We start from the raw sequence: 24,004 nt of genomic DNA, 5'->3' as shown, positions 1-24,004 counted from the left end.
TAGGCTGTCCTTTTTCTATGTTATCTCTTTATGCTCAAACAGAAAATAATAGGTGATATAACAAATTATCTAAACAGTCTGACTTTTACTGATTTACCTTTAATTTTACCTTGTTGAAGGCTTTTCCATACCTGTTTAGCAATGGACTGTTTTACCGCTACATAGGCATGAGTTGGATGGATATTTATCTTACCAATATCTTCTCCACTAAAACCTAAATCTCCAGTTAATGCACCAAGGATGTCCCCTGGACGCATTTTTGCTTTTTTACCGCCATCAATACATAGTGTTGCCATTGTCGCAACCAATGGTGTGATTGATAAACCTGAAGGGGCTGATTGCCAATCCAGTTTTATATTCAACATTTCTTCCAGAGCATTGGCGCGAGGGATCTCTTCTGGTGCGCAAAAACTAATCGCTAAACCACTTTCTCCCGCTCTGGCTGTTCGTCCAATTCGATGTATATGAACTTCCGGATCGTGTGATAATTCATAATTAATCACCATTTCTAGCGCTTTGATATCTAAGCCTCGCGCAGCGACATCTGTGGCGACTAACACTCGACAGCTACCATTAGCAAAACGGATCAATGTTTGGTCGCGCTCTTTTTGCTCCATATCGCCATGTAACGCAAGGACACTTTGGTTGCTTTCGGTCAAAGCTTCATACACATCTTGGCAATCTCTTTTGGTATTACAAAATACCACACAAGAATTAGGTTGATGATGACTCAAAAGCTTTTGTAATAATCCCAATTTGCCATAACGGGAGATCTCATAAAATTGTTGTTCAACCGCTGGCAATTCATCCGGTGAATTAATCTCAATAGTGACAGGATCTTGTTGAATTTTTCGACTAATTTTAGCGATTTCATCCGGCCAAGTTGCAGAAAAGAGCAAAGTTTGACGTTGTGCCGACATTTGAGAAATGATGTCGCTAATATCATCAAAAAATCCCATATCCAGCATTCTATCTGCCTCATCAAGTACCAATGTTTTTACATCAGCAAGTGTGACAGTCTGCTTGTTTAAATGATCTAATAAACGCCCCGGAGTCGCGACAATAATATGAGCAGCATGAATTAATGAATCCCGTTGAATGCTAAAAGGCACCCCACCACACAGAGTCAGAATTTTAATGTTAGGCAGAAAACGAGCCAGTCGACGTAACTCATTAGCGACTTGATCAGCTAATTCTCGAGTTGGACATAATACTAATGATTGAGTATTAAATTGTTTTGCATCAATACGTTGCAATAAACCTAAACCAAAAGCTGCTGTTTTGCCACTTCCGGTTTTTGCTTGGGCTCGAACATCTTTCCCGGCAAGAATAGCAGGTAAAGACGCTTCTTGGACGGGAGTCATCGTTAAATAGCCAAGCTCATTAAGATTAGTAAGTTGCTCAGCAGGAAGTGCATGAAGATCAGCAAATGAGGTCACAATAAAATTCCGAATTAATAAGAAAAAAACAGTTATCTGCCATGATACTATCCCTTTTTTATGGTGTCGTGAGATATTTCGCCTCACCTTCGTCATTTCTGTTAATTAAAACTTATTGCCATCATTATTCTTCTTCTCTCACTCTATATTCTTTTCATTAACATACCAAAATAATAAAAACAAACTAATCAATACTAAACTTCCGATAAAGAAAACCCAGATCAATATTCTAGAATGTGATCATATTTTAGATACAAAACACTATAAAAAAACACTTTATAAATTATAGTATCAAAACAAACAGTGAGAATAATTCACACCACAAACAATACAACAGAAAAACTAATTATACATTATGATAAGAAAATCAATTTTATTGTTTATTACAACAACATGCACTTTACCTGCACAGGCTAATTATCTCGGTGGATTTGCTAATATCAGTATCAATTATCTTGACTGGACGACACATACCACCCATAAAACAGGCCAAACTTCCCATAAAGATGATTTTGCTTATTTAGAACTTGAAGGGGGAGCCCACTTTTCATGGGGTGAGTTTTATGGCTTTTTTGACTTAGAAAATCCTTTTAATAATCGACAAACACAGCCCGGCGATAATCAGCGCTATACCGTCAAAGGAACTAGTCGTATTTATTTAGCTGACAGTGGATTAAACCTTTATGGCCATGTATATGGTACTTGGTCACTGCCCGGAAAAGAATATGGCGGTAATTTCCATGAGGTTAATACACTTTATGGTATTGGGTATAACACACAATTAGCAGATATCTGGTTTAAACCTTTTATAGCTTTACATTATGTCGATCAAACTTATTATTCAGGAAATAATGGCTATGTGGTTGGTTGGGTTGCCGGTTACGATTTTAACCTGGTAAATCAAAAATTTAGCATCACAAATTGGCATGAGATGGAGTTTGATCGTAATAAACGTTATGGCAATGGCGGAAAAAATGGCTTTAATGGAGCTGTCGCTATTTGGTGGCACCCCACGGCTTCCATTACTACAGGCATTCAATACCGCTATGCTTATAAAAAGTTAGGAGAAAACTTTTTACAAGATGGTGTGATCTATAGCTTAAAATATAACTTCTGATGGCTAATTGTTAATTTTTGTGACAGCGAATCACTTTTTATTCGCTGTTTGTCATTTTTAGCAGTTAATAAAAAAATTTCTTCTATAATAGAAATATTCAACAAACAATCAATCTGCGATATAAAAAATCATATAGCGATTAAATAAAGATACGAAACATCAAGATAAAACGAAATTTGCTTTCTAATACTCCTCAGACCTGTACTGTGTTTACTTTTTAGACAAAAAACGTTTTCTTACACTTTTTGCTGTAATTTTTTTTGTAAAAATATGTATTTATTTTAAAAACATGCTACTTTATGAAATTATAGTTAATTCACAATAATTAAATTAACATTTATTTAATAGTTTAATTACTTGTGATCACATTAACACAAAAGACTAACCAATCACTTACTTACCATTACAATTGTTTACACTGTCGCAACCTTACCGTAAAATGTCCTTACTGATACTGATGAAACAACAATAGAACCTTTATCATTTGGGTCGTTGGATGAGACTTATGAAATACATAAAAAGTATTGGGACACTCTCGCTATTAGCAGCCGCTGTTCTTTTAAGTGGTTGCGATATGGCGTTAATGAATCCCAAAGGCGCTATCGGCGCTGAGCAAAAAACATTAATCCTCATTGCGCTTGGTTTAATGTTGATTGTTGTGATACCGGTAATTCTGATGGTGATTGTTTTCGCTTATCGCTACCGTGAATCCAATACTAAAGCAACTTATCGCCCTAATTGGGCTCACTCAAATAAAATTGAGCTTGTCGTGTGGACCGTGCCGATTATCATTATCGTGATATTGGCAACCATCACATGGAAAACAACCCATGAACTTGATCCCTATAAACCACTAGTTTCAGATGAGAAACCGGTTACCATTGAAGTGGTTTCAATGGACTGGAAATGGTTGTTTATCTATCCAGAACAAGGTATTGCAACCGTTAACGAACTGGCTTTCCCAACCAATGTTCCTGTTAATTTCAAAATTACCTCTGATTCTGTCATGAACTCATTCTTTATCCCGCGCTTAGGTGGACAAATCTATGCCATGGCTGGAATGCAAACCAAACTTCACTTAATTGCTAATGAACCAGGTGAATACCAAGGTATGTCAGCAAGTTATAGCGGACACGGTTTCTCTGACATGAAGTTTACCGCCATTGCGACACCTGATCGTGCAGGCTTTGATGCATGGGTTGCAAAAGTAAAACAGTCATCAGATACGTTAAATACCACCGCTGCATTTGATGAACTTGCTAAACCAAGCCAGAAAAATCCAGTGACCTACTATTCAAGCGTGAAGCCGATGTTATTCCAAGAGACCATCTCTAAATTTGGTCATACAGGTCATGGCGCTCACACCGGTAGCAATCAGACTGAACACTCTGATGCAACAATGAATATGAACATGAGCCACGCGGCACATGCAGGAGCAGAGGAATAAAGTCATGTTCGGAAAATTAACTCTCGATGCAATCCCGCTACAAGAACCCATTGTTGTCGTAACCCTAATCGGCATCATTCTTGGCGGTCTTGCTGTTGTTGGCGCTTTAACCTATTTCCGTAAGTGGAAATGGCTATGGAGCGAATGGTTAACCAGTGTTGACCATAAAAAAATTGGTATTATGTATATCATCGTTGCAATGGTCATGATGTTCCGTGGCTTTGCCGATGCCATTATGATGAGAAGCCAACAGGCACTCGCCTCAGCGGGTGAAGCTGGTTTCTTACCACCTCATCACTACGATCAGATTTTTACCGCACACGGCGTTATCATGATTTTCTTCATGGCAACACCTTTCGTTGTCGGTCTGATGAACCTTGTTGTACCTTTACAAATTGGTGCGCGTGATGTGGCATTCCCATTCCTAAACTCACTGAGTTTCTGGTTCTTTGTCGTCGGTGTACTGCTTATCAATATCTCTTTAGGTATTGGTGAATTCGCACAAACAGGTTGGTTAGCTTACCCACCACTTTCGGGCTTGGAGTACAATCCTGGGGTCGGGGTCGACTATTGGATATGGAGTTTACAGATATCCGGTATTGGTACGCTTCTAACGGGGGTTAACTTCTTCGCCACTATCCTGCGTATGCGTGCACCAGGCATGACAATGATGAAAATGCCAGTGTTCTCATGGGCTGCATTATGTACTAACGTACTGATTATCGCTGCATTCCCAATTTTAACCGTCACTATCACACTACTGACGTTAGACCGCTATCTTGGTACACACTTCTTTACCAATGATATGGGCGGTAACATGATGATGTACATCAACCTTGTTTGGGCTTGGGGTCATCCAGAAGTTTATATTCTTATTCTGCCAGTCTTTGGTGTGTTCTCTGAAGTTACCGCGACGTTCTCTAAAAAACGTCTATTCGGTTATACCTCTTTAGTCGGTGCGACCGTTGTTATCACCGTCTTATCATTTATCGTTTGGTTACACCACTTCTTTACCATGGGCTCAGGTGCCAACGTTAATGCCTTCTTCGGTATAGCCACCATGATCATCGCTATACCCACAGGGGTTAAAATCTTTAACTGGCTGTTTACCATGTATCAGGGCCGTATCGAGTATAAAAGCCCTATGCTATGGACAATCGGTTTCTTAGTCACCTTCTCAGTAGGGGGGATGACTGGGGTACTATTAGCGGTTCCTGGCGCAAACTTTGTATTACATAACAGCTTGTTCTTAATCGCTCACTTCCACAACGTCATTATCGGTGGTGTGGTGTTCGGTTGTTTTGCTGGTATGACTTACTGGTTCCCTAAAGCATTTGGCTTCACGCTTAATGAAAAATGGGGTATCCGCGCATTCTGGTTCTGGTTTATCGGTTTCTTTATGGCCTTTATGCCACTGTATATCCTTGGCTTTATGGGTATGACTCGCCGTTTAAGCCAAAATATCAACCCAGAATTCCACCCAATGCTGATGGTTGCTGCTGGTGGTGCCGCTCTGATTGCTCTTGGTATTGTTTGCCAAGTTATCCAAATTTACGTCAGTATCCGCGACCGCCACTTAAACCGTGATTTAACAGGTGATCCATGGGGTGGACGTACTCTGGAATGGTCAATTTCTTCTCCTGCACCTTTCTATAACTTTGCCGTTGAACCGCAAGTAAAAGCTCGTGATGAGTGGTGGGATCAGAAAGAAAAAGGTACTGCTTATCAGCGCCCTGCAAAATATGAACCTATCCATATGCCAAAAAATACCGCAGCAGGCGTCATTATCTCTGCATTTAGCTTAGTGTTTGGCTTTGCCATGATCTGGCATATCTGGTGGTTAGCGATTGTTGGTTTCGCAGGAATGATAGTCACTTGGATCGCGAAAAGCTTCGATACAGATGTTGATTACTATGTCCAAGTACCTGAAATTGAAACCATCGAGAATAAGCATTATGAAGAACTGAAAAAAGCAGGTGTGAAATAATGTCAACTCAAACTTTAAATAACGCAAACGCCCATGAGCATCATGGGCACCACGATGCAGGAGCGACGAAAGTTTTCGGCTTCTGGATCTATCTAATGAGCGACCTTATCCTGTTTGCCAGCTTATTCGCCACTTATGCGGTGCTTGTTAACGGGATTGCTGATGGTCCTTCAGGTAAAGAAATCTTTAGCCTGCCTTTTGTTTTAGTTGAAACCTTCTTACTACTGTTTAGTAGTATCACTTTTGGTTTCGCCATGCTTAGCATGAATAAAGGTAGTGTTAGCCAAGTCAATCTGTGGCTATTCGTTACCTTCTTATTCGGTTTAGGCTTCGTGGTAATGGAAGTGTATGAGTTCCATGAACTTATCGCTGAAGGTTATGGCCCAGATCGCAGTGCATTCTTATCGGCATTCTTTGCCTTAGTATCAACACACGGTCTGCACGTAACAGCGGGATTAGTTTGGATTATTATTATGATGATCCAAGTATCACGCCGTGGTTTAACTGATGTTAATCGCACCCGTTTAAGTTGCTTAAGCCTGTTCTGGCACTTCCTTGATGTTGTCTGGATCTGTGTGTTCACCGTAGTTTATCTGATGGGAGCGATGTAATGAGTCATCCAAATACTTCTCCTTCAGGCGCAAGCCACGGCAGCATGAAGTCCTATCTGATTGGCTTTATTCTGTCCGTTATCCTCACCGTGATCCCATTTTGGATGGTGATGGAAGGAACAGCTACAACCTCAACTATCTTATGGACAGTCGTTGGTATGGCCGTCGTACAGATTGTTGTTCATTTAGTCTGTTTCTTACATATGAACACGTCCTCAGAAGAGCGCTGGAACGTTATCGCATTCCTATTCACCTTGTTGATTATCGGCATTGTTGTGATTGGCTCACTGTGGATTATGTACAACCTGAACATCAATATGATGATGGATTAAGAGTTGTCGCTATGATTAAGCAATACCTACAAGTCACCAAACCAGGAATTATTTTCGGAAATTTAATTTCTGTGATAGGTGGTTTCCTTCTCGCCTCAAAAGGCGAGATTGACTACCCCCTATTTTTCGCGACTCTACTTGGGGTGTCTCTGGTCGTTGCTTCTGGTTGTGTTTTTAACAACTATATTGACCGTGATATTGACCGTATCATGGAAAGAACGAAGAATCGTCCATTAGTTCAAGGATTAATCGACCCGCAAATTAGCCTTATTTATGCCTCAGTATTAGGTATTGCAGGTGTTGTGCTGCTCTATGTAGCAGCCAACCCACTTGCAATGTTTATCGCTGTATTCGGCTTTATTATTTATGTTGGGGTATATAGCCTCTATATGAAACGTAAATCTGTTTATGGCACACTGATCGGTAGTTTATCAGGCTCTGCACCACCAGTAATCGGCTACTGTGCTGTTAGCGGTGAATTTGATGCGGGTGCAGCAATTTTATTACTTATCTTTAGTTTGTGGCAAATGCCTCACTCTTATGCCATTGCGATTTTCCGTTTTAAAGACTACCAAGCAGCCAATATCCCCGTATTACCTGTTATTAAAGGGATCTCAGTCGCTAAGCGCCATATTATTCTCTATATTCTGGCCTTTATGGTTGCAACGCTGATGCTAACTTTAGTGGGATATGCAGGGTATAAATACCTGATTGTTGCCTCTGCAGTCAGTATCTGGTGGTTGGGCATGGCATTATCTGGTTATAAAGCAACCAATGATAAAGTGTGGGCAAGAAAATTATTTATATTTTCTATCATTGCCATTACATCATTAAGTGTAATGATGTCTGTTGATCCCACCAGTTCAACAGAAACGGTTCTCGCTTATCTGAGATAATGTAATTTCAATTGCAAAAAATGCTAATGCCAGTCAATCATGACTGGCATTTTTAGTTTAAATATCATATTCAGCCTTATCAGTACAATTTCGTCTTTTTTTGTATCCCATTTATTGATTAACCTCGTGACAAAATACTATTACAATGAGGTATCAGTAATACGAGGTAATCCATGAATGATAATAAAATGACTCCATTAGAGCGCAAAGCGACATGGGGACTAGGAGCTGTTTTCTCTCTTCGCATGCTTGGCATGTTTATGGTACTTCCCGTTTTAACCACCTACGGACTGCAACTACAACATGCGACAGAATCGCTAATTGGATTAGCTATTGGTATTTATGGATTAACTCAAGCAATCTTCCAAATTCCTTTTGGATTTTTCTCAGACAAATTTGGCCGAAAATCAATGATTGTTTTCGGCTTAATTATTTTTATTGTTGGTAGCCTTATTGCTGCTTTAAGTGACAGCATTTATGGCATTATCATCGGGCGAGCATTACAAGGTGCTGGAGCTATATCTGCCGCAGTGATGGCTCTGTTATCTGATCTGACCCGCGAACAAAATAGAACCAAAGCAATGGCCTTTATTGGCATTAGCTTTGGTATTACGTTTGCCTTAGCCCTTGTTTTAGGGCCAATACTCACACATATTTTTGGCTTACAAGGTCTATTTTGGGGCATTGCCCTACTCGCTTTCGGCGGGATTATGATCACCCTCATTACCGTACCGAATAGCGAACATCATATACTTAATCGAGAATCAAGTTTTGTACGAGGAAGTGTCAAAAAAGTTTTATTTGATGCGCAATTATTAAAGCTTAATGTCGGGATTTTTTCACTACACACTTTATTGATGGCCGCTTTTGTCGCACTTCCTTTGATCATGCATAATGCCGGATTAGTTAATGAGAAACATTGGGTTGTCTATCTAGTCACTATGCTGATTGCCTTTATTTCAGTATTACCCTTTATTATCTATGCAGAAAAAAAACGTAAAATGAAACAAGTGTTCTTACTGTGTATCTTTCTGCTGATTATTGCTCAAGCTATTTTTATGATTTCAGGAACTAGCTTGTGGCTAATTATTTTAGGTATTCAGATATTCTTTATTGGTTTTAATATTATGGAGGCACTGCTACCTTCATTAATTAGTAAAGAAGCACCGGCAGGTTATAAAGGCACGGCAATGGGGATTTATTCCACCAGCCAATTTCTAGGTGTAGCATTAGGTGGTATTTTAGGTGGATGGCTCTACCAACATTACGATGCTCAAGCAGTCTTTGCTGGATGTTTATTGATTGGCTTAGTTTGGTTTGCCATTAGCTTAACATTACGTCAACCACCTTATGTTAGTAGCTTACGTATAGAATTGCCGGCACATTTATCAAATGCTCAACAACAACAATTAGAGCAGAAATTTAAGCAACAACCTGGTGTTAATGAAGTGGTAATTATGGCACAAGAACAAAGTGCTTATATCAAAGTGGATACCAAGCAGACACCAAGAGCGACATTAGAATCGTTAGTACTCGGCGTTTAAACCTCATATACCCTGTAAATGCGCTGAATAAACCAAACAGCGCATTTTTTTATACTTTCGTCATTAATCACGAAAATTGGTAAATTGGAAAGGCTGACCTAATTCACCCTCTCTAACTAATTTCATCACAGCTTGCAAATCATCACGTGATTTACCTGTTACTCGTACTTGCTCACCTTGGATCTGTGCTTGTACTTTTAATTTGCTGTCTTTGATCATTTTAACGATTTTTTTCGCTAAAGGAGTATCAATACCTTGTTTTAAGGTCGCTTCTACACTGTATGTTTTTCCGCTGTGAGTCATCTCTTCAGGGATATTTAAAACAGCACCATCAATCCCTCTTTTTGCCATTTTCTCACGCAGAATATCTAATAACTGCTGCACCTGAAATTCAGATACACTAGTTGTTTTTACTGACTCAGTTTTTTCGTTTAATTCAAAACTTGCTTCAACATTACGAAAATCCCAACGAGTAGTCAGTTCACGTTGTGCGTTCTCTACCGCATTGCGCACTTCATGCAAGTCAACTTCAGATACGATATCAAAAGATGGCATTCGTTCTTCCTCAATAAATAAAAACAACCTGAATAATAGCTGTTTTTCACTCAGCAAAAAAGCCATACTCATGTCATTACTCTTGACTTTCCATATAACAAAGCAGAGATAGCTTCAGCAAGTGAAGATAAACGATGTTATAATTTGATATAGCTCTCAATTTGCATTGATAAAATTACCGAACTGTTAATAATATTAGGTTAATGTTAGATGAATAATATGGAGCGCCTGTTTACCATTTAGCAGGAGAAAAATGATGAAAATAACCGTATTAGGATGTGGTTCAATTGGTAAACTTTGGATTGCAGGATTAACGCAACAAGCCCATGAAGTACAAGGATGGTTAAGAATACCTCAACCTGATTTTGACGTTAACGTTGACTCCATTAATGGTATCCCATTTCAACAACGCATTATAGCCAACCAAAAAACATGGCTACAACACAGTGAGTTACTGCTTGTTTGCTTAAAGTCTTGGCAAGTTTCAGACGCGGTTAATGCACTTATCCCTCACCTCTCTGCTGATTGCCCGATTTTACTGATCCATAATGGTATGGGAACACTAGATGAGCTCACCCTACCTGAAACACCGACTAAAAGAGCGATATTACAAGGTATAATCACTCATGGTGCTTATCAACAAGATCAAAAAGTGCTCCATACAGCAGAAGGGATCACCCACATTGGCCCACTAAATACAACAGCACGTCAATACGGTTATTTAGCTGAAATTTTACATCAAGCTTTACCGGATGTAGCTTGGCACAATGATATTCATACTATTAGCTGGCTAAAATTAGCCGTAAATTGTGTTATCAACCCTTTAACGGTGTTTTATCAATGTCGCAATGGCGATTTATTAAAATACCCTGAGCATATCCAGAAAGTCTGTGATGAAGTTTATCAGGTAATGGAGCGAGAAGGTGTTATACCTACCTCTAGATCACATTTACATGGTTATATTATCGATACCATAGAGCAAACTGCTAATAATTACTCATCTATGTATCAAGATGTGAAATATCAACGCCATACCGAAATCGATTATATTACAGGCTATCTATTACGTAGGGCATCAGAGCAAGGACTCGTGTTACCCGAAAATAAGCGACTTTTTCAATTTATAAAACAGAAGGAAGGCAATTATGACCATATCCGCACTCATCTGTCTAGCTAATGGTAGTGAAGAAACAGAGGTTGTTACCACCGCTGATTTACTCGTTAGAGCTGGAATTAAGGTCATACTTGCTAGTGCTGAAGATGATGTTGATGACTTAGTGATCACCTGCTCACGAGGGATCAAATTAATTGCTGATGTCCCATTAGTTCGTGTTGTTGATCACCATTATGATGCCATTATTTTACCCGGAGGATTAATAGGTGCAGAAACCTTACGAGATAGTCCTCTTGTTGTTGAAAAAGTACGCCGCATGCACAGTGAAAATAGACTAGTTGCCGCTATTTGTGCAGCTCCTGCGATCATCTTAGAGTCTCATAACCTCTTTCCAATAGGCAATATGACAGGTTTCCCCGGCTTAAAAGATAAAATCGAACCTAAAAAATGGGTTGATTATCGGGTTTACTTTGACGAAAGAGTCAATCTGATTACTAGCCAAGCCCCTGCTACCACTATAGATTTCGCACTTAAAATTATTGAGCGCCTAAAAGGTAAAGCAGTTGCAGCTGATGTCGCTAAACAACTTGTATTACCACCAGGTATTTATAATTATCAAGATGAATTTACTGGGTTTGGGGATAGGTAAATACCATATATAGGATCTCTTACTTAACACCTAATCTTATTAATAAACATATTATTTAATAGTTATAAATCTATTTTTAAGACTTATTTCAATGTTTGTTTCTTGTTTTTGATTTCAAAAAACATACTAACAGGTTAAAATGTAAAATAACTTCTGGAGGATAAGGCATAATGAAAACTCTCCAATATCACAAGAACTTACCCAAACTTGTTACTTTAATTTCTATGGGATTAGCCTCAGTGCCAGCAGAAAGCTTCAAACATAACCAACTATCATTTACACCGGATATCCAATATTCTTTCAGTTCAGCGCAATTTAACCAATTCGTTGCTATCCCTATTGATGAAGCTACTGAAAAAATGAATATTTTAGCCGAATCAATTAATAAACATTTAATTCATTTAAAAGAGAAATGGATAAATCCTCCTCATTATTTTATTAATGAAGATGATTATTATCAAATAAACAAAAGTATAAAACGTTTAGATAATTCTTTAACTGATATCAAAAATATTCTTCTTTCATTACCAAAGAGTGATACACAAAAAAAACAAAGTGTACTCTTATTTGGTCGTTCTTTAGCTCATTATCGGAGTGTATTAACAGAGTTTATTTCATTTATAGAACAAACTCATCAACCATCAAAAACAACTAATAAGAAACCTAATATAATAAGTGCTGATATGCAAAGATTAATACAAACAGAGCATAAAAAGTTAGGTCTAAGTAAACCTAAATTTAATAACCATTAATAAATATGATCGAAATTTCAATACATCCTGATATTGAAAATAAAACTATTGCTAATGAATACGCTAAATTATTAAAACTTTGGAAAGAAAAAAAAGTATTATCTTGTTATTTAGGTGCTGATGGTAAATGGGAAAATAGTGCGAAATTATGTCAATCTCTCATTTCTAAAATACATATTAGAATACCTAATGAACCTAAGTGGCATGAAAATATGCCTCAAATACAAAGAAAATCAAATCATTACTTAGTTTATTGTCAACATTGGCTTTACCCAAATAGATATCAAATTATTGCTATTATGTCACCTAATGCACACGAGTTAGCAAAAACATCATTCCTAGCAGAGTTGGAAAAAAGGGCTGAAGAATTTCAAAATAATTTTTAATAAACACTGTATTTTAATATATCCCCCCAAAATCATATTAGCATCCTAATTATTGGGGGGGGTATCTCTATTATATTATTAATACGACTTTCATAAAAAATAACTATATTACTTCTTACGATACACTTTTACGTTATTAAAGCCTTGTTCACGTAAATATAGTGCTTGTAAACGACTCATCATACCTCGCTCACAATAGAGCAAATAAGTTTTGCTGTTATCTAAATCACCAAATTGTGTACTTAATTTATAAAATGGTAATTCTTTAACATCTACACCCTCTAATTTTAGAGGTGAGTTTTCTTGTTCTTCTGGAGAGCGGATATCCAGTACAACGTCATTCGTTGCAAACTCAGAGACCATTTCAACTTCTGTTACTTGCTGTACCGTCTCTTCAGCAATACGGCGAATATCCATATTCTTAGCATTTTCAACAACACTATCGAGAATAGAAAAATCAAATTTTTCTTCTTCAGCTTCGATTTTGGCTTTAACCGCTTTTACTGTAGGATTCTTGGAGATAACACCACAAAACTCTGGCATAGTACGAGCAAAATCTTCCGTACCAATTTGGCGAGCGATATTAATGATATTTTCTTTATCGTGTGTGATAAGAGGACGCAGAATTAAGGTATCCGTCGCATTATCAATTAAACGTAGATTGGTTAATGTTTGGCTAGAAACCTGCCCTAATGCTTCACCTGTTACAATAGCTTGTACGCCATAACGTTCAGCAACACGAGATGCCGCACGCACCATCATACGTTTCAGAACAACCCCCATCTGGCCATCATCAATTTTCTCTAAAATTTCTGCCACAACGGGTTCAAAATCAACGGCAACAAAATGTACTTTATGAGAGCGTCCAAAGCGGTTCCAAAGATAATGTGCAACTTGTTTAACGCCAATTTCGTGGGCTGAACCACCAAGATTAAAAAAGCAGTAATGAACACGACTACCGCGGCGCATCAACATATAACTTGATACACCAGAATCATAACCACCAGAGATAAGTGATAATACATCTTCTTGTGTACCAATAGGGAAACCACCAATACCTTCATAGCGAGCATTAACTAGGATCAGCTTATCATCTTCAATTTCTAGATTAATGGTCACATCCGGACGAGTTAATTTTACTTTTGCACTTTCAACGTGTTGGTTAAAACCACCACCCACATAACGCTCTACTTCATTAGAAGTAAAACTGTGTTTACCACGGCGTTTAGCTCTTACGCAAAACGTTTTGTTTTCAACTAAATGACCAAAGGCAGCAAAGGTCTGTTCAAAAATATTATGTAAATCGGTATAGCTATGCTCTTCAACTTGTAAAAAGTGATGAATACCTGGGATACGAGTTAGCGCATCACACACCGCTTCGCTTTTACTTTCGTCTTTACTGACAACCACAATGTTGTCCCAGTGGCGAACAACCGTGATATCATCACCTAATGTACTTAATACATTGCGAATATTACTGGTCAGAATTTTGATAAAACGTATACGAACAGATTGGCTTTTGATCGTGATTTCGGGGAATAATTTAATAATAAACTTCATAGTCAATGGTCATAGGTTATTAAGTAGAGACATAAACTACAGTGATATTAATTGACTGGAGTTTATAAAAGTCACAAAGTATATCACCAATATTTAGGCCTCACCCGCAAAAATCGCTGACTGAATAAGAAATTTTCTTCTCAATTGTAGTAAGATGATCACTATTATTCAGCTAACATGCTTTATCATCAAAAATATTATGGCTAAAAAAACGACATCAATTAACCAAGACACCACGCAAACTCCAAGTTTTGAAGCTTCGATGCAAGAACTTGAGCAAATAGTTAACCGCTTAGAATCAGGTGAATTACCTTTAGAAGAGGCCCTTAATGAGTTCGAACATGGTGTTCGTTTAGCTCGTGTGGGACAAAAAACATTACAAGATGCTGAACAACGTGTTCGCATCTTACTCAAAGAGGATGATGACGCTACACCTGATGATTTTATCCAAGAGGCTGAATAATTGAGTAACGCAACTTTATGTACGGATGCGTTCCGTCAAAAATTACATTCTGCACATCAGCGTGTTGATGAAGCACTCAACCAAGCGCTACAAACGTTGCCTTTTTCTGATATGCCACTCAGCCAAGCAATGCGCTACGGAGCACTCTTGGGGGGGAAACGTTTACGCCCATTTCTCGTTTATGCGGTAGGAGAAATGTTTAACGTACCTGTTGCTAATCTTGATGTGCCAGCAGCCGCTATTGAGTGCATTCATGCATATTCACTGATCCATGACGACTTACCGGCAATGGACAATGATGATTTACGTCGAGGAAAACCCACTTGTCATATTGAGTTTGGCGAAGCCAATGCCATTTTAGCGGGTGATGCATTACAAACCTTGGCCTTTGAAATTTTAGCCAAAAATGCGATGCCTGATGTCGCCATTGCCGATCGCGTAGCCATGATTGCTGAATTAGCCACAGCCAGTGGTTTAGCGGGTATGTGTGGTGGACAGGCACTTGATCTTGATGCCGAAGATAAATCAATTGATCTTGTCGCTCTTGAGAAAATTCATTTACATAAAACAGGTGCATTAATTCGTGCAGCGGTTCGCCTAGGGGCACTTAGCGCAGGGCAAAAAGGGCACGATGTGTTACCTGCACTGGATAAATATGCCCACTCTATAGGCTTGGCTTTCCAAGTTCAGGATGACATTTTAGATGTTATTGGGAGCACTGAAGAGACTGGAAAGCGACAGGGAAGTGATCAAGAAGCTGGAAAAAGTACTTATCCGGCTCTACTTGGTTTAGCACAAGCACAAAAGAAAGCACAGGAATTGTATAACGAAGCATTGGATGCCTTAGCGTTTCTTGAACAATACGAGTACGATACCTCTACGCTAAAACAATTAGCGAATTTTATCGTAGAACGGAAAAACTAATAAAAAATAAAAAGAGCAGCTTACCTGCTCTTTCCCTATTACAAGTCATTAATTAATAGGCATCACATGAGCATTGATATCGAAAAATATCCCACATTGGCGTTGGTTGAAACACCCGAAGATTTACGCCTATTACCAAAAGAGAGTTTACCTAAACTCTGTGATGAGCTAAGGCTATATCTTCTTAACAGTGTCAGCCGCTCAAGTGGTCACTTCGCCTCAGGTTTAGGTGCTATTGAGTTAACGGTTGCGCTTCATTACGTTTATAAAACTCCCTTTGACAATCTGATTTGGGATGTGGGCCATCAGGCTTATCCTCATAAAATATTAACGGGTCGTCGTGATCGCATTGATACTATTCGTCAAAAAAACGGCTTACATCCCTTCCCTTGGCGTGATGAGAGTGAATATGACAAACTCTGTGTTGGTCATTCATCCACCTCTATCAGTGCTGGACTGGGTATGGCTGTTGCTGCAGAGCAAGAAAACCTAGGCAGAAAGACTGTTTGTGTGATTGGTGACGGTGCAATTACGGCAGGAATGGCATTTGAAGCCATGAATCATGCCGGTGATATTAATCCAGATATGCTAGTGGTACTTAACGATAATGAAATGTCGATTTCAGAAAATGTCGGGGCACTAAATAACCACCTTGCACAACTTCTATCTGGCAAACTGTATACCACGCTACGTGAAGGTGGCAAAAAAGTCTTTTCTGGTATTCCCCCAATTAAAGAATTACTGAAAAAGACAGAAGAACATATTAAAGGCATGGTTGTGCCCGGCACCATGTTTGAAGAGTTAGGTTTTAACTATATTGGTCCAGTTGATGGTCACGATGTTATTGCTTTAGTACAAACGCTCACGAATATGCGCGATCTAAAAGGGCCGCAACTTTTACATATTATGACCAAAAAAGGTCGGGGTTACGCTCCCGCAGAGCAAGATCCAATCAGTTGGCATGCGGTACCTAAATTTGATCCAAAGACAGGTACTTTACCTAAAAGCCCGAATGCACGCCCGACGTTTTCAAAAATTTTTGGGGACTGGTTATGTGAAGAAGCTGCCACTGATGAAAAGTTAATGGCAATCACCCCTGCTATGCGTGAAGGCTCTGGTATGGTGCGCTTTTCTAAAGAGTACCCCGCACAATACTTTGATGTCGCAATTGCGGAGCAACACGCCGTCACCTTCGCTGCTGGATTAGCTATTGGTGGTTATAAGCCGATCGTGGCTATTTACTCTACCTTCTTACAACGCGCTTATGATCAAGTGATCCACGATGTGGCTATCCAAAAACTCCCGGTACTCTTTGCTATCGATCGTGGTGGCATTGTTGGTGCGGATGGTCAGACCCACCAAGGAGCTTTTGATCTCTCTTTCTTACGCTGTATCCCTAATATGATTATTATGGCACCTAGCGATGAAAATGAGTGTCGCCAAATGTTGCACACAGGTTACCATTATCAAGAAGGGCCTGTCGCTGTACGTTATCCTAGAGGATCAGGGGTTGGTGCGCCATTACAACCGCTGAGCGAACTTCCTATAGGAAAAGGTATTATTCGTCGCCAAGGTAAAAGTATTGCAATTTTAAACTTCGGAACCTTATTACCCGAAGCCTTAGATGTTGCAGAAAAACTGGATGCAACAGTTGCAGATATGCGCTTTATCAAACCACTAGATAAAGAACTGATCCTTTCCCTTGCCAAACAACACGACATACTGGTCACCTTAGAAGAAAATGCCATTATGGGTGGCGCAGGTAGCGGCGTTAACGAGTTATTAATGCAAGAGCGTTGTTTAGTGCCCGTACTCAATTTAGGGTTACCTGATCTTTTTGTGCCACAAGGTGGACAAGAAGAGATCAGAGCCGATTTAGGACTTGATGCAACAGGCATTGAAAAATCGATTAAAGCTTATCAGGCTCATTCTTTGAGCTAATATTTCAAAAGTCTCTCTTGCTTGTAAAGCCGGAGAGACTATTGATAAGGTTAATAAATTCTGACTTTATTTTCTTGTAAAAACTGCCCTTATTTCTTTTCTTTTTTAATTATTTTCAAATCTTGTTAAAGATCACTTTTTAATGAAATTAACTGTAATTTATCAATTTTAAAATTGAATCCATTCAGCGTTAATTGATTCAATCAGTTAGATTTTTCCTTTTTTCTTTCCTTTAACGAAACGTTTCGATCACCTTCACAATATAAATAAATCCAACTTGTTTTCCTATTTTCATTTCCTACTATGTAGAACAGCGAAACGTTTCGCTGAGGAGGCAAAGATGAAAAAAGGTGTATTACTTAATAGTTCAATTTCTAGCGTAATTGCACGTTTAGGGCATACTGACAAAATAACGATTGCAGATGCTGGATTACCCATACCCTCCTCTGTTGAGCGTATCGATCTTGCTTTAACTCAGGGGATCCCTGACTTTATGTCAGTGTTACAAACGATCACCCATGAAATGCAAGTCGAAGCCGTTATGCTTGCCATAGAAATTAAAAATATAAACCCACTTCTTTTTAGTGAGATAACCCGTTATTTGCATTTATTAGAACAACAACAAAAAAAACCTATCGAGATCATTTATGTCACTCATGAAGAATTTAAAACACAACTTCCAGATAATAAAGCGGTGATAAGAACAGGTGAATGCTCTCCTTATGCCAATATCGTGCTGTTTTCTGGTGTGACTTTCTGAGGCCAATATGGAAGCATTACTTGAATTAAAAAATATTGATAAATCATTTCCAGGCGTAAAAGCATTATCTGGTGCGACGTTACGAATTTATCCTGGCCGAGTGATGGCACTTGTTGGTGAAAATGGCGCAGGTAAATCCACACTAATGAAAGTGCTAACAGGTATCTACCAAAAAGACGCAGGTGAAATTATTTATCAAGGGGAACGTTGCTCTTTTAATGGTCCTAAGTCTTCTCAAGAAGCCGGAATAGGTATTATCCATCAAGAACTCAATCTTATCCCTGAATTAACCATTGCAGAAAATATCTTTTTAGGTCGCGAGTTTACCCGTGCATTTGGTGCTATTGATTGGAAAAAAATGTATGCAGAAGCGGATAAATTACTTGTTCGCTTAAACCTTCCTTATCGCAGTCATCGCTTAGTTTCTGAATTATCCATTGGTGATCAGCAAATGGTTGAAATTGCCAAAGTACTCAGTTTTGGCTCTAAAGTGATTATTATGGATGAACCGACAGATGCATTGACAGACACCGAAACTCGCTCTCTGTTTAGTGTGATAACTGAATTAAGAAATCAAGGTTGTGGCATTGTCTATATCTCACATCGATTAAAAGAAATTTTTGATATTTGTGATGATGTCACTGTGTTGCGCGATGGTCAATTTATTGGCGAAAAGCCCGTTTCTTCATTACAAGAAGAGACACTTATTGAAATGATGGTAGGCCGTAAATTAGAAGATCAATACCCTCGCATCCATATTCCTGCAGGAAAAACTAAACTTAATGTCTCTCACTTAAGTGGTGCAGATATACATGATGTCAGCTTCTCCCTATATGAAAATGAAATTTTAGGTATTTCAGGGTTAATGGGCGCAGGCCGTACTGAATTAATGAAAATGATTTACGGTGCATTGCCAAAAACACAAGGTAGCGTGGCGTTAGAAGGTAAAATTTGTCAGATCAAAAAGCCTGCAGATGCACTTGCCCAAGGTATTGTTTATATCTCTGAAGACAGAAAACGCGATGGTTTAGTGCTAGGTATGTCAGTAAAAGAGAATATGTCACTGACGGCGCTACCTTATTTTAGTCGCACTATGGGGATCTTAAATCATAAAGAAGAGCAATTAACTGTCAGTGACTTTATTAAATTGTTCAACATAAAAACCCCGTCCATCAATCAGATCATTGGTTTTTTATCAGGCGGTAATCAGCAAAAAGTCGCTATTGCTCGCGGACTAATGACTCGTCCTAAAGTGCTTATTCTTGATGAGCCTACCCGCGGTGTCGATGTGGGGGCGAAAAAAGAGATTTACCAATTAATTAATAAGTTTAAACAAGAGGGATTAAGCATCATTTTGATCTCTTCAGAAATGCCAGAGGTAATGGGAATGAGTGACCGCATTTTAGTTATGCATGAAGGTCGTATCAGCGGTGAGTTTTCTGCCAATAATGTCACACAAGAGATGCTAATGGCGGCGGCTGTTGGTAAACAATATGGTGCTACAGTAGGAGTTTGAGATGAGTACAAAATCAATACCAGCGTCAAAACGATGGTTCTCTAAGGCTTGGTTATTAGAACAAAAATCACTCATTGCCTTATTGTTGCTTATTGTCGTGGTTTCAACACTCAGCCCGAATTTTTTTACCTTAAATAATATTTTTAACATTCTACAACAAACCTCTGTTAACGCAATTATGGCTGTAGGTATGACATTAGTCATTTTAACCTCTGGTATCGATTTATCGGTAGGTTCATTACTCGCTTTAACCGGTGCTGTTGCTGCTTCTATGGTAGGGGCTGATGTTAATGCGTTAGTGGCTGTTGTCGGTGCTTTAGCATTAGGAGCCGCTATTGGTGGCGTTACAGGTGTCATTATCGCTAAAGGTAAAGTGCAGGCATTTATTGCCACATTAGTGATGATGCTGTTATTGCGTGGTGTCACGCGTGTTTATACTGATGGCAGTCCAATAAATACAGGATTTAGCGATAATGCCGACCTGTTTAGCTGGTTTGGTATTGGACGCCCCTTTGGGATCCCCACCCCTATTTGGCTGATGATGATTGTCTTTTTAAGCGCGTGGTATGTATTGCATCACACACGCTTGGGTCGCTATATCTATGCCCTTGGAGGAAACGAAGCAGCAACCCGTTTATCTGGTATTAGTGTCGATAAAATCAAAATTATTGTTTATGCGCTTTGCGGTTTATTAGCGGCCCTTGCCAGTGTCATTGAAGTTGCTCGTCTTTCTTCCGCCCAACCAATGGCTGGCAATGGTTATGAACTGGATGCTATCGCCGCTGTCGTCTTAGGTGGTACCAGTCTTGCTGGCGGTAAAGGACGCATAATGGGCACACTTATTGGTGCGTTAATTTTAGGCTTTCTCAATAATGCACTCAATTTATTAGGCATATCATCCAATTATCAAATGATAGTCAAAGCTGTTGTCATCTTACTTGCCGTGCTGGTTGATAACAAAAAATAATACGCTTTCTCTTAATCCGAACCCCGACAGGAATATATTATGAAACTAAAAAAAATAGCAACGCTTCTCTCAGTGGTTGCTCTAAGCGCTACCATAAGTGCCAATGCATTAGCAAAAGAGTCTATCGCCCTCGTTATTTCAACGCTCAATAATCCTTTCTTTGTCACCATGAAAGACAGTGCACAAAAAGAGGCGGATAAATTAGGTTATGACTTAGTCGTACTTGATTCAATGGATAATCCAGCCAAAGAATTGGCAAATGTGCAGGACTTAACCGTAAAAGGCACCCGTTTAATGCTCATTAATCCAACGGATTCTGATGCTGTAGGTAATGCCGTGTTAATGGCAAATAAAGCTAAAATTCCTGTAGTAACCCTAGATAGAGTAGCCAATAAAGGTGAGGTTGTTAGCCATGTTGCTTCTGATAACCGCCTAGGAGGAAAAATGGCGGGAGATTATATTGCGGAAAAAGTGGGTAATGATGCCAAAGTGATCCAACTAGAAGGGATCGCCGGAACCTCCGCTTCTCGTGAGCGTGGAGAAGGCTTTAAACAAGCTGTTGATGCTCACAAACTTAATATATTAGCAAGCCAACCTGCTGACTTTGACCGTACTAAAGGCCTTAATGTTATGCAAAATCTATTAACCGCTAATCCTTCAGTGCAAGCGGTATTTGCTCAAAACGATGAAATGGCATTAGGGGCATTGCGTGCATTACAAACAGCAGGTCGTACCGATGTCTTAGTCGTTGGCTTTGATGGCACAAATGATGGCATTAAAGCGGTTAACCGAGGTGTTTTAGGTGCGACTATTGCACAACGCCCCGATCAAATTGGTATTATTGGTATTCAAACCGCTGATAAAATTCTGAAAGGGGAAAAAGTGGCTCCCACTATTCCTGTTGAGCTTGAGTTAGTCACTCAAAAATAATCACCCATCTAACCACGTAGTACTTTCGCTGCGTGGTTAGTTTCGTTATAAACTAGGTTTTCAAAGGATAAAAGGCTATGACAACTCCCCGCCTTGCTGTTTTAGGTAGCATCAACGTTGACCATATTATGAATATTGCACAATTTCCCAAGCCCGGAGAAACCGTGATTGGTCATGACTATAAAATAGCATTTGGTGGTAAAGGGGCAAATCAAGCCGTCGCTTGTGGACGTAGTGGTGCCGATATCACGTTTATAGCCTGTGTGGGAGATGATGCTATTGGTCGCGAAATCATCGCTCAATTAAAAACAGATAATATTGATACTGATGCAATTCGTATTATTCCCAAGACACCTACAGGTGTAGCAATGATCCTAGTTAATGAACAAGGCGAAAATGTCATTAGCATTGTTGCCGGAGCAAATAGTGCTCTCACTCCAAGCCATTTGCATCAGTATCGTCATATTATTGAACAAGCAGATGCTTTATTAATGCAATTAGAATCCCCTCTAGACACTGTCTTTGAGGCAGCAAAACAAGCCAAAGCACATCAAACAAAAGTGATTTTAAATCCCGCTCCTGCACAGCCGTTATCTGATGAATTTCTGAGTTTTATTGATATTATTACGCCAAATGAGACAGAAGCCGAAATATTAACTGGTATTTCTGTGCATGATGAAGTGGGTGCAGCTAAAGCGGCTAATATTTTGCACAGTAAAGGCATAAAACACGTTTTAATCACTTTAGGCAGTCGTGGCGTATGGTTTAGTGAACAAGGCACCGGTATGATCATTCCCGGTTTTCGTGTTGAAGCAGTTGATACTATTGCCGCAGGTGATACCTTTAACGGTGCATTTGTTACAGCGATATTAGAAGGTAAATCAGCTCATGATGCGATCCGTTTCGCCCATGCAGCCGCGGCAATTGCAGTGACACGTCATGGCGCGCAATCCTCCGTCCCTTGGCGTGATGAAATTAAGTCATTTTTAGCAGAGCGAGCATAATATTTTGGCAACAATGAAAGATGTCGCCCGTTTAGCGGGTGTTTCAACATCCACCGTTTCCCATGTTATCAATAACAATCGTTATGTGAGTGAAGGTATCCGCGCAAAGGTTAATCATGCAATAGCAACCTTAAATTACGCCCCTTCAGCATTAGCTCGTAGTTTAAAAATGAACTGCACACGTACCATAGGGATGTTAGTTACCGCCAGTAATAACCCCTTTTATGCTGAAGTCGTTCGAGGTGTTGAACGAAGTTGCTATGAACAAGGCTATAGCCTCATTTTATGCAACACCGAAGGCGACTATGAGCGCATGGATACTAGCCTTGAAACCTTGCTACAAAAGCGTGTCGATGGGCTGTTATTAATGTGTACTGAAGCCCGCGCACCATCAAGTGAAGTATTAAATCGTTATCCACGGTTACCCATGGTGATGATGGATTGGTCTCCATTTGAATACAGTAGCGATATTATTCAAGATAACTCCCTATTAGGGGGAGAATTAGCCACGAATTATTTAATTGAAAAAGGTTTTACTGACATCGCCTGTATTGCGGGTCCCCAAGATAAACTTCCCGCTAAACATCGCCTACAAGGCTACTATAATGCGATGCAACAAGCTGGGTTACCCATTCGTAAAGAGCTAGTTTTAACCAGTGATTTTGAGTTTGCAGGTGGCTTTAGTGCAATGCAAACACTGCTCTCACTCCCTATACAACCACAGGCCGTATTTACCTGTAATGATGCAATGGCGGTCGGTGCTTACCAAGCGATTTATCAAAAAGGACTACGTGTACCTGATGATATTTCTATCGTCGGTTATGATGACATCGATTTAGCCTCTTATATGATCCCCCCTTTAACGACTATTCATCAACCCAAAGATGAATTGGGCAAACTTGCTGTAAGCCAATTATTACGTCGTATGGAAGATATTGAAGCACAAGCCAATCTATTAGTGTTAACACCCAAACTGATTGAACGAGGCTCGGTGATAGCTCATAGGAAATAATCTTTTACATTAATAGGTTAATAGGTTGTGTATATATTTCACACAACCTATTTGGTATCCTATAAAAACTGCTATATGGCAGTTTTTATAGGAGCTAT

The 24,004-nt window shown here is 39.3% G+C and carries 23 protein-coding genes; 20 read left to right on the top strand and 3 right to left on the bottom strand.

Annotated elements, in window-relative coordinates:
* Positions 1 to 65 precede the first annotated feature (65 nt).
* Positions 66 to 1,439 carry an ATP-dependent RNA helicase DbpA gene (dbpA, locus tag AACU95_RS16185; RefSeq protein WP_004245097.1) on the bottom strand — a complete coding sequence of 458 codons (1,374 nt, stop codon included), beginning with the start codon at positions 1,437 to 1,439 and terminating at the stop codon, positions 66 to 68.
* A gap of 355 nt (positions 1,440 to 1,794) precedes the next feature.
* Here dbpA and AACU95_RS16180 point away from each other — a divergent pair, with 355 nt between their 5' ends.
* The 7 genes from AACU95_RS16180 (at position 1,795) to AACU95_RS16150 (ending at position 9,373) form a co-directional block, all read left to right on the top strand.
* Positions 1,795 to 2,556 (top strand): nucleoside-specific channel-forming Tsx family protein, encoded by a 762-nt coding sequence (locus tag AACU95_RS16180; RefSeq protein ID WP_004247224.1) that lies wholly within the window; start codon positions 1,795 to 1,797, stop codon positions 2,554 to 2,556.
* Between the two features lie 496 nt (positions 2,557 to 3,052).
* A complete protein-coding gene (cyoA, locus tag AACU95_RS16175; RefSeq protein WP_004245101.1) occupies positions 3,053 to 4,003 on the top strand; it encodes a cytochrome o ubiquinol oxidase subunit II in 951 nt (316 codons plus the stop codon).
* A gap of 4 nt (positions 4,004 to 4,007) precedes the next feature.
* Positions 4,008 to 5,990, top strand: coding sequence for a cytochrome o ubiquinol oxidase subunit I (gene cyoB, locus AACU95_RS16170; RefSeq protein WP_012367478.1), 1,983 nt, complete (start codon positions 4,008 to 4,010; stop codon positions 5,988 to 5,990).
* Positions 5,990 to 6,601, top strand: coding sequence for a cytochrome o ubiquinol oxidase subunit III (locus tag AACU95_RS16165; RefSeq protein WP_004245104.1), 612 nt, complete (start codon positions 5,990 to 5,992; stop codon positions 6,599 to 6,601). Before cyoB ends, AACU95_RS16165 begins: the two co-directional genes overlap by 1 nt.
* Complete coding sequence (locus tag AACU95_RS16160) at positions 6,601 to 6,933, top strand: cytochrome o ubiquinol oxidase subunit IV (RefSeq protein WP_004245105.1); 333 nt, start codon at positions 6,601 to 6,603, stop codon at positions 6,931 to 6,933. Before AACU95_RS16165 ends, AACU95_RS16160 begins: the two co-directional genes overlap by 1 nt.
* A gap of 11 nt (positions 6,934 to 6,944) precedes the next feature.
* On the top strand, positions 6,945 to 7,829 hold the full coding sequence (gene cyoE / locus AACU95_RS16155) for a heme o synthase (RefSeq protein WP_004247221.1): 885 nt from the start codon (positions 6,945 to 6,947) through the stop codon (positions 7,827 to 7,829).
* A gap of 173 nt (positions 7,830 to 8,002) precedes the next feature.
* Positions 8,003 to 9,373, top strand: coding sequence for an MFS transporter (locus AACU95_RS16150; RefSeq protein WP_017628268.1), 1,371 nt, complete (start codon positions 8,003 to 8,005; stop codon positions 9,371 to 9,373).
* Between the two features lie 63 nt (positions 9,374 to 9,436).
* Here AACU95_RS16150 and AACU95_RS16145 read toward each other — a convergent pair whose 3' ends face one another.
* Positions 9,437 to 9,928, bottom strand: a complete 492-nt coding sequence (locus AACU95_RS16145) for a YajQ family cyclic di-GMP-binding protein (protein WP_004245110.1) — start codon at positions 9,926 to 9,928, stop codon at positions 9,437 to 9,439.
* A gap of 256 nt (positions 9,929 to 10,184) precedes the next feature.
* Here AACU95_RS16145 and panE point away from each other — a divergent pair, with 256 nt between their 5' ends.
* The 4 genes from panE to AACU95_RS16125 all read left to right on the top strand — a co-directional run bounded on the left by panE (position 10,185) and on the right by AACU95_RS16125 (position 12,829).
* Complete coding sequence (gene panE, locus AACU95_RS16140) at positions 10,185 to 11,105, top strand: 2-dehydropantoate 2-reductase (RefSeq protein WP_004247218.1); 921 nt, start codon at positions 10,185 to 10,187, stop codon at positions 11,103 to 11,105.
* Complete coding sequence (gene yajL, locus AACU95_RS16135) at positions 11,074 to 11,691, top strand: protein deglycase YajL (RefSeq protein ID WP_004252560.1); 618 nt, start codon at positions 11,074 to 11,076, stop codon at positions 11,689 to 11,691. Before panE ends, yajL begins: the two co-directional genes overlap by 32 nt.
* Positions 11,692 to 11,861: 170 nt before the next feature.
* Positions 11,862 to 12,443: a hypothetical protein gene (locus tag AACU95_RS16130; RefSeq protein WP_004245114.1), complete on the top strand. Its 582-nt coding sequence runs from the start codon at positions 11,862 to 11,864 to the stop codon at positions 12,441 to 12,443.
* A 5-nt stretch (positions 12,444 to 12,448) separates the two neighbouring features.
* Positions 12,449 to 12,829 carry a type II toxin-antitoxin system YafO family toxin gene (locus AACU95_RS16125; RefSeq protein ID WP_004245116.1) on the top strand — a complete coding sequence of 127 codons (381 nt, stop codon included), beginning with the start codon at positions 12,449 to 12,451 and terminating at the stop codon, positions 12,827 to 12,829.
* A 108-nt stretch (positions 12,830 to 12,937) separates the two neighbouring features.
* Here AACU95_RS16125 and thiI read toward each other — a convergent pair whose 3' ends face one another.
* Positions 12,938 to 14,389, bottom strand: coding sequence for a tRNA uracil 4-sulfurtransferase ThiI (gene thiI / locus AACU95_RS16120; RefSeq protein ID WP_004245118.1), 1,452 nt, complete (start codon positions 14,387 to 14,389; stop codon positions 12,938 to 12,940).
* A gap of 199 nt (positions 14,390 to 14,588) precedes the next feature.
* On the opposite strand from thiI, the gene xseB reads away from it, so the two are divergent.
* From xseB to rbsR, 9 genes are all read left to right on the top strand, one after another.
* The gene (gene xseB, locus AACU95_RS16115) at positions 14,589 to 14,852 is read left to right on the top strand and encodes an exodeoxyribonuclease VII small subunit (protein WP_004247215.1); all 264 of its coding nucleotides are present in this window, start codon (positions 14,589 to 14,591) and stop codon (positions 14,850 to 14,852) included.
* Positions 14,853 to 15,776, top strand: a complete 924-nt coding sequence (gene ispA / locus AACU95_RS16110; RefSeq protein WP_004245120.1) for a (2E,6E)-farnesyl diphosphate synthase — start codon at positions 14,853 to 14,855, stop codon at positions 15,774 to 15,776.
* A gap of 66 nt (positions 15,777 to 15,842) precedes the next feature.
* Positions 15,843 to 17,717 carry a 1-deoxy-D-xylulose-5-phosphate synthase gene (gene dxs / locus AACU95_RS16105; protein ID WP_004245121.1) on the top strand — a complete coding sequence of 625 codons (1,875 nt, stop codon included), beginning with the start codon at positions 15,843 to 15,845 and terminating at the stop codon, positions 17,715 to 17,717.
* Between the two features lie 340 nt (positions 17,718 to 18,057).
* Positions 18,058 to 18,477, top strand: coding sequence for a D-ribose pyranase (gene rbsD, locus AACU95_RS16100; protein WP_004245122.1), 420 nt, complete (start codon positions 18,058 to 18,060; stop codon positions 18,475 to 18,477).
* A 7-nt stretch (positions 18,478 to 18,484) separates the two neighbouring features.
* Positions 18,485 to 19,993 carry a ribose ABC transporter ATP-binding protein RbsA gene (gene rbsA, locus AACU95_RS16095; protein WP_004252572.1) on the top strand — a complete coding sequence of 503 codons (1,509 nt, stop codon included), beginning with the start codon at positions 18,485 to 18,487 and terminating at the stop codon, positions 19,991 to 19,993.
* A gap of 1 nt (position 19,994) precedes the next feature.
* Positions 19,995 to 20,960, top strand: coding sequence for a ribose ABC transporter permease (gene rbsC, locus AACU95_RS16090; RefSeq protein ID WP_004245124.1), 966 nt, complete (start codon positions 19,995 to 19,997; stop codon positions 20,958 to 20,960).
* A gap of 39 nt (positions 20,961 to 20,999) precedes the next feature.
* Positions 21,000 to 21,890 carry a ribose ABC transporter substrate-binding protein RbsB gene (gene rbsB, locus AACU95_RS16085; protein ID WP_004245125.1) on the top strand — a complete coding sequence of 297 codons (891 nt, stop codon included), beginning with the start codon at positions 21,000 to 21,002 and terminating at the stop codon, positions 21,888 to 21,890.
* Between the two features lie 77 nt (positions 21,891 to 21,967).
* On the top strand, positions 21,968 to 22,894 hold the full coding sequence (gene rbsK / locus AACU95_RS16080) for a ribokinase (RefSeq protein ID WP_004245126.1): 927 nt from the start codon (positions 21,968 to 21,970) through the stop codon (positions 22,892 to 22,894).
* A gap of 4 nt (positions 22,895 to 22,898) precedes the next feature.
* On the top strand, positions 22,899 to 23,906 hold the full coding sequence (gene rbsR / locus AACU95_RS16075) for a ribose operon transcriptional repressor RbsR (RefSeq protein WP_012367471.1): 1,008 nt from the start codon (positions 22,899 to 22,901) through the stop codon (positions 23,904 to 23,906).
* Positions 23,907 to 24,004: the final 98 nt, after the last annotated feature.

This window comes from Proteus sp. G4415, assembly GCF_963896075.1.
In the GTDB taxonomy this organism is placed as follows: domain Bacteria; phylum Pseudomonadota; class Gammaproteobacteria; order Enterobacterales; family Enterobacteriaceae; genus Proteus; species Proteus mirabilis.
This window is presented reverse-complemented; position numbering and strand designations above follow the sequence as displayed.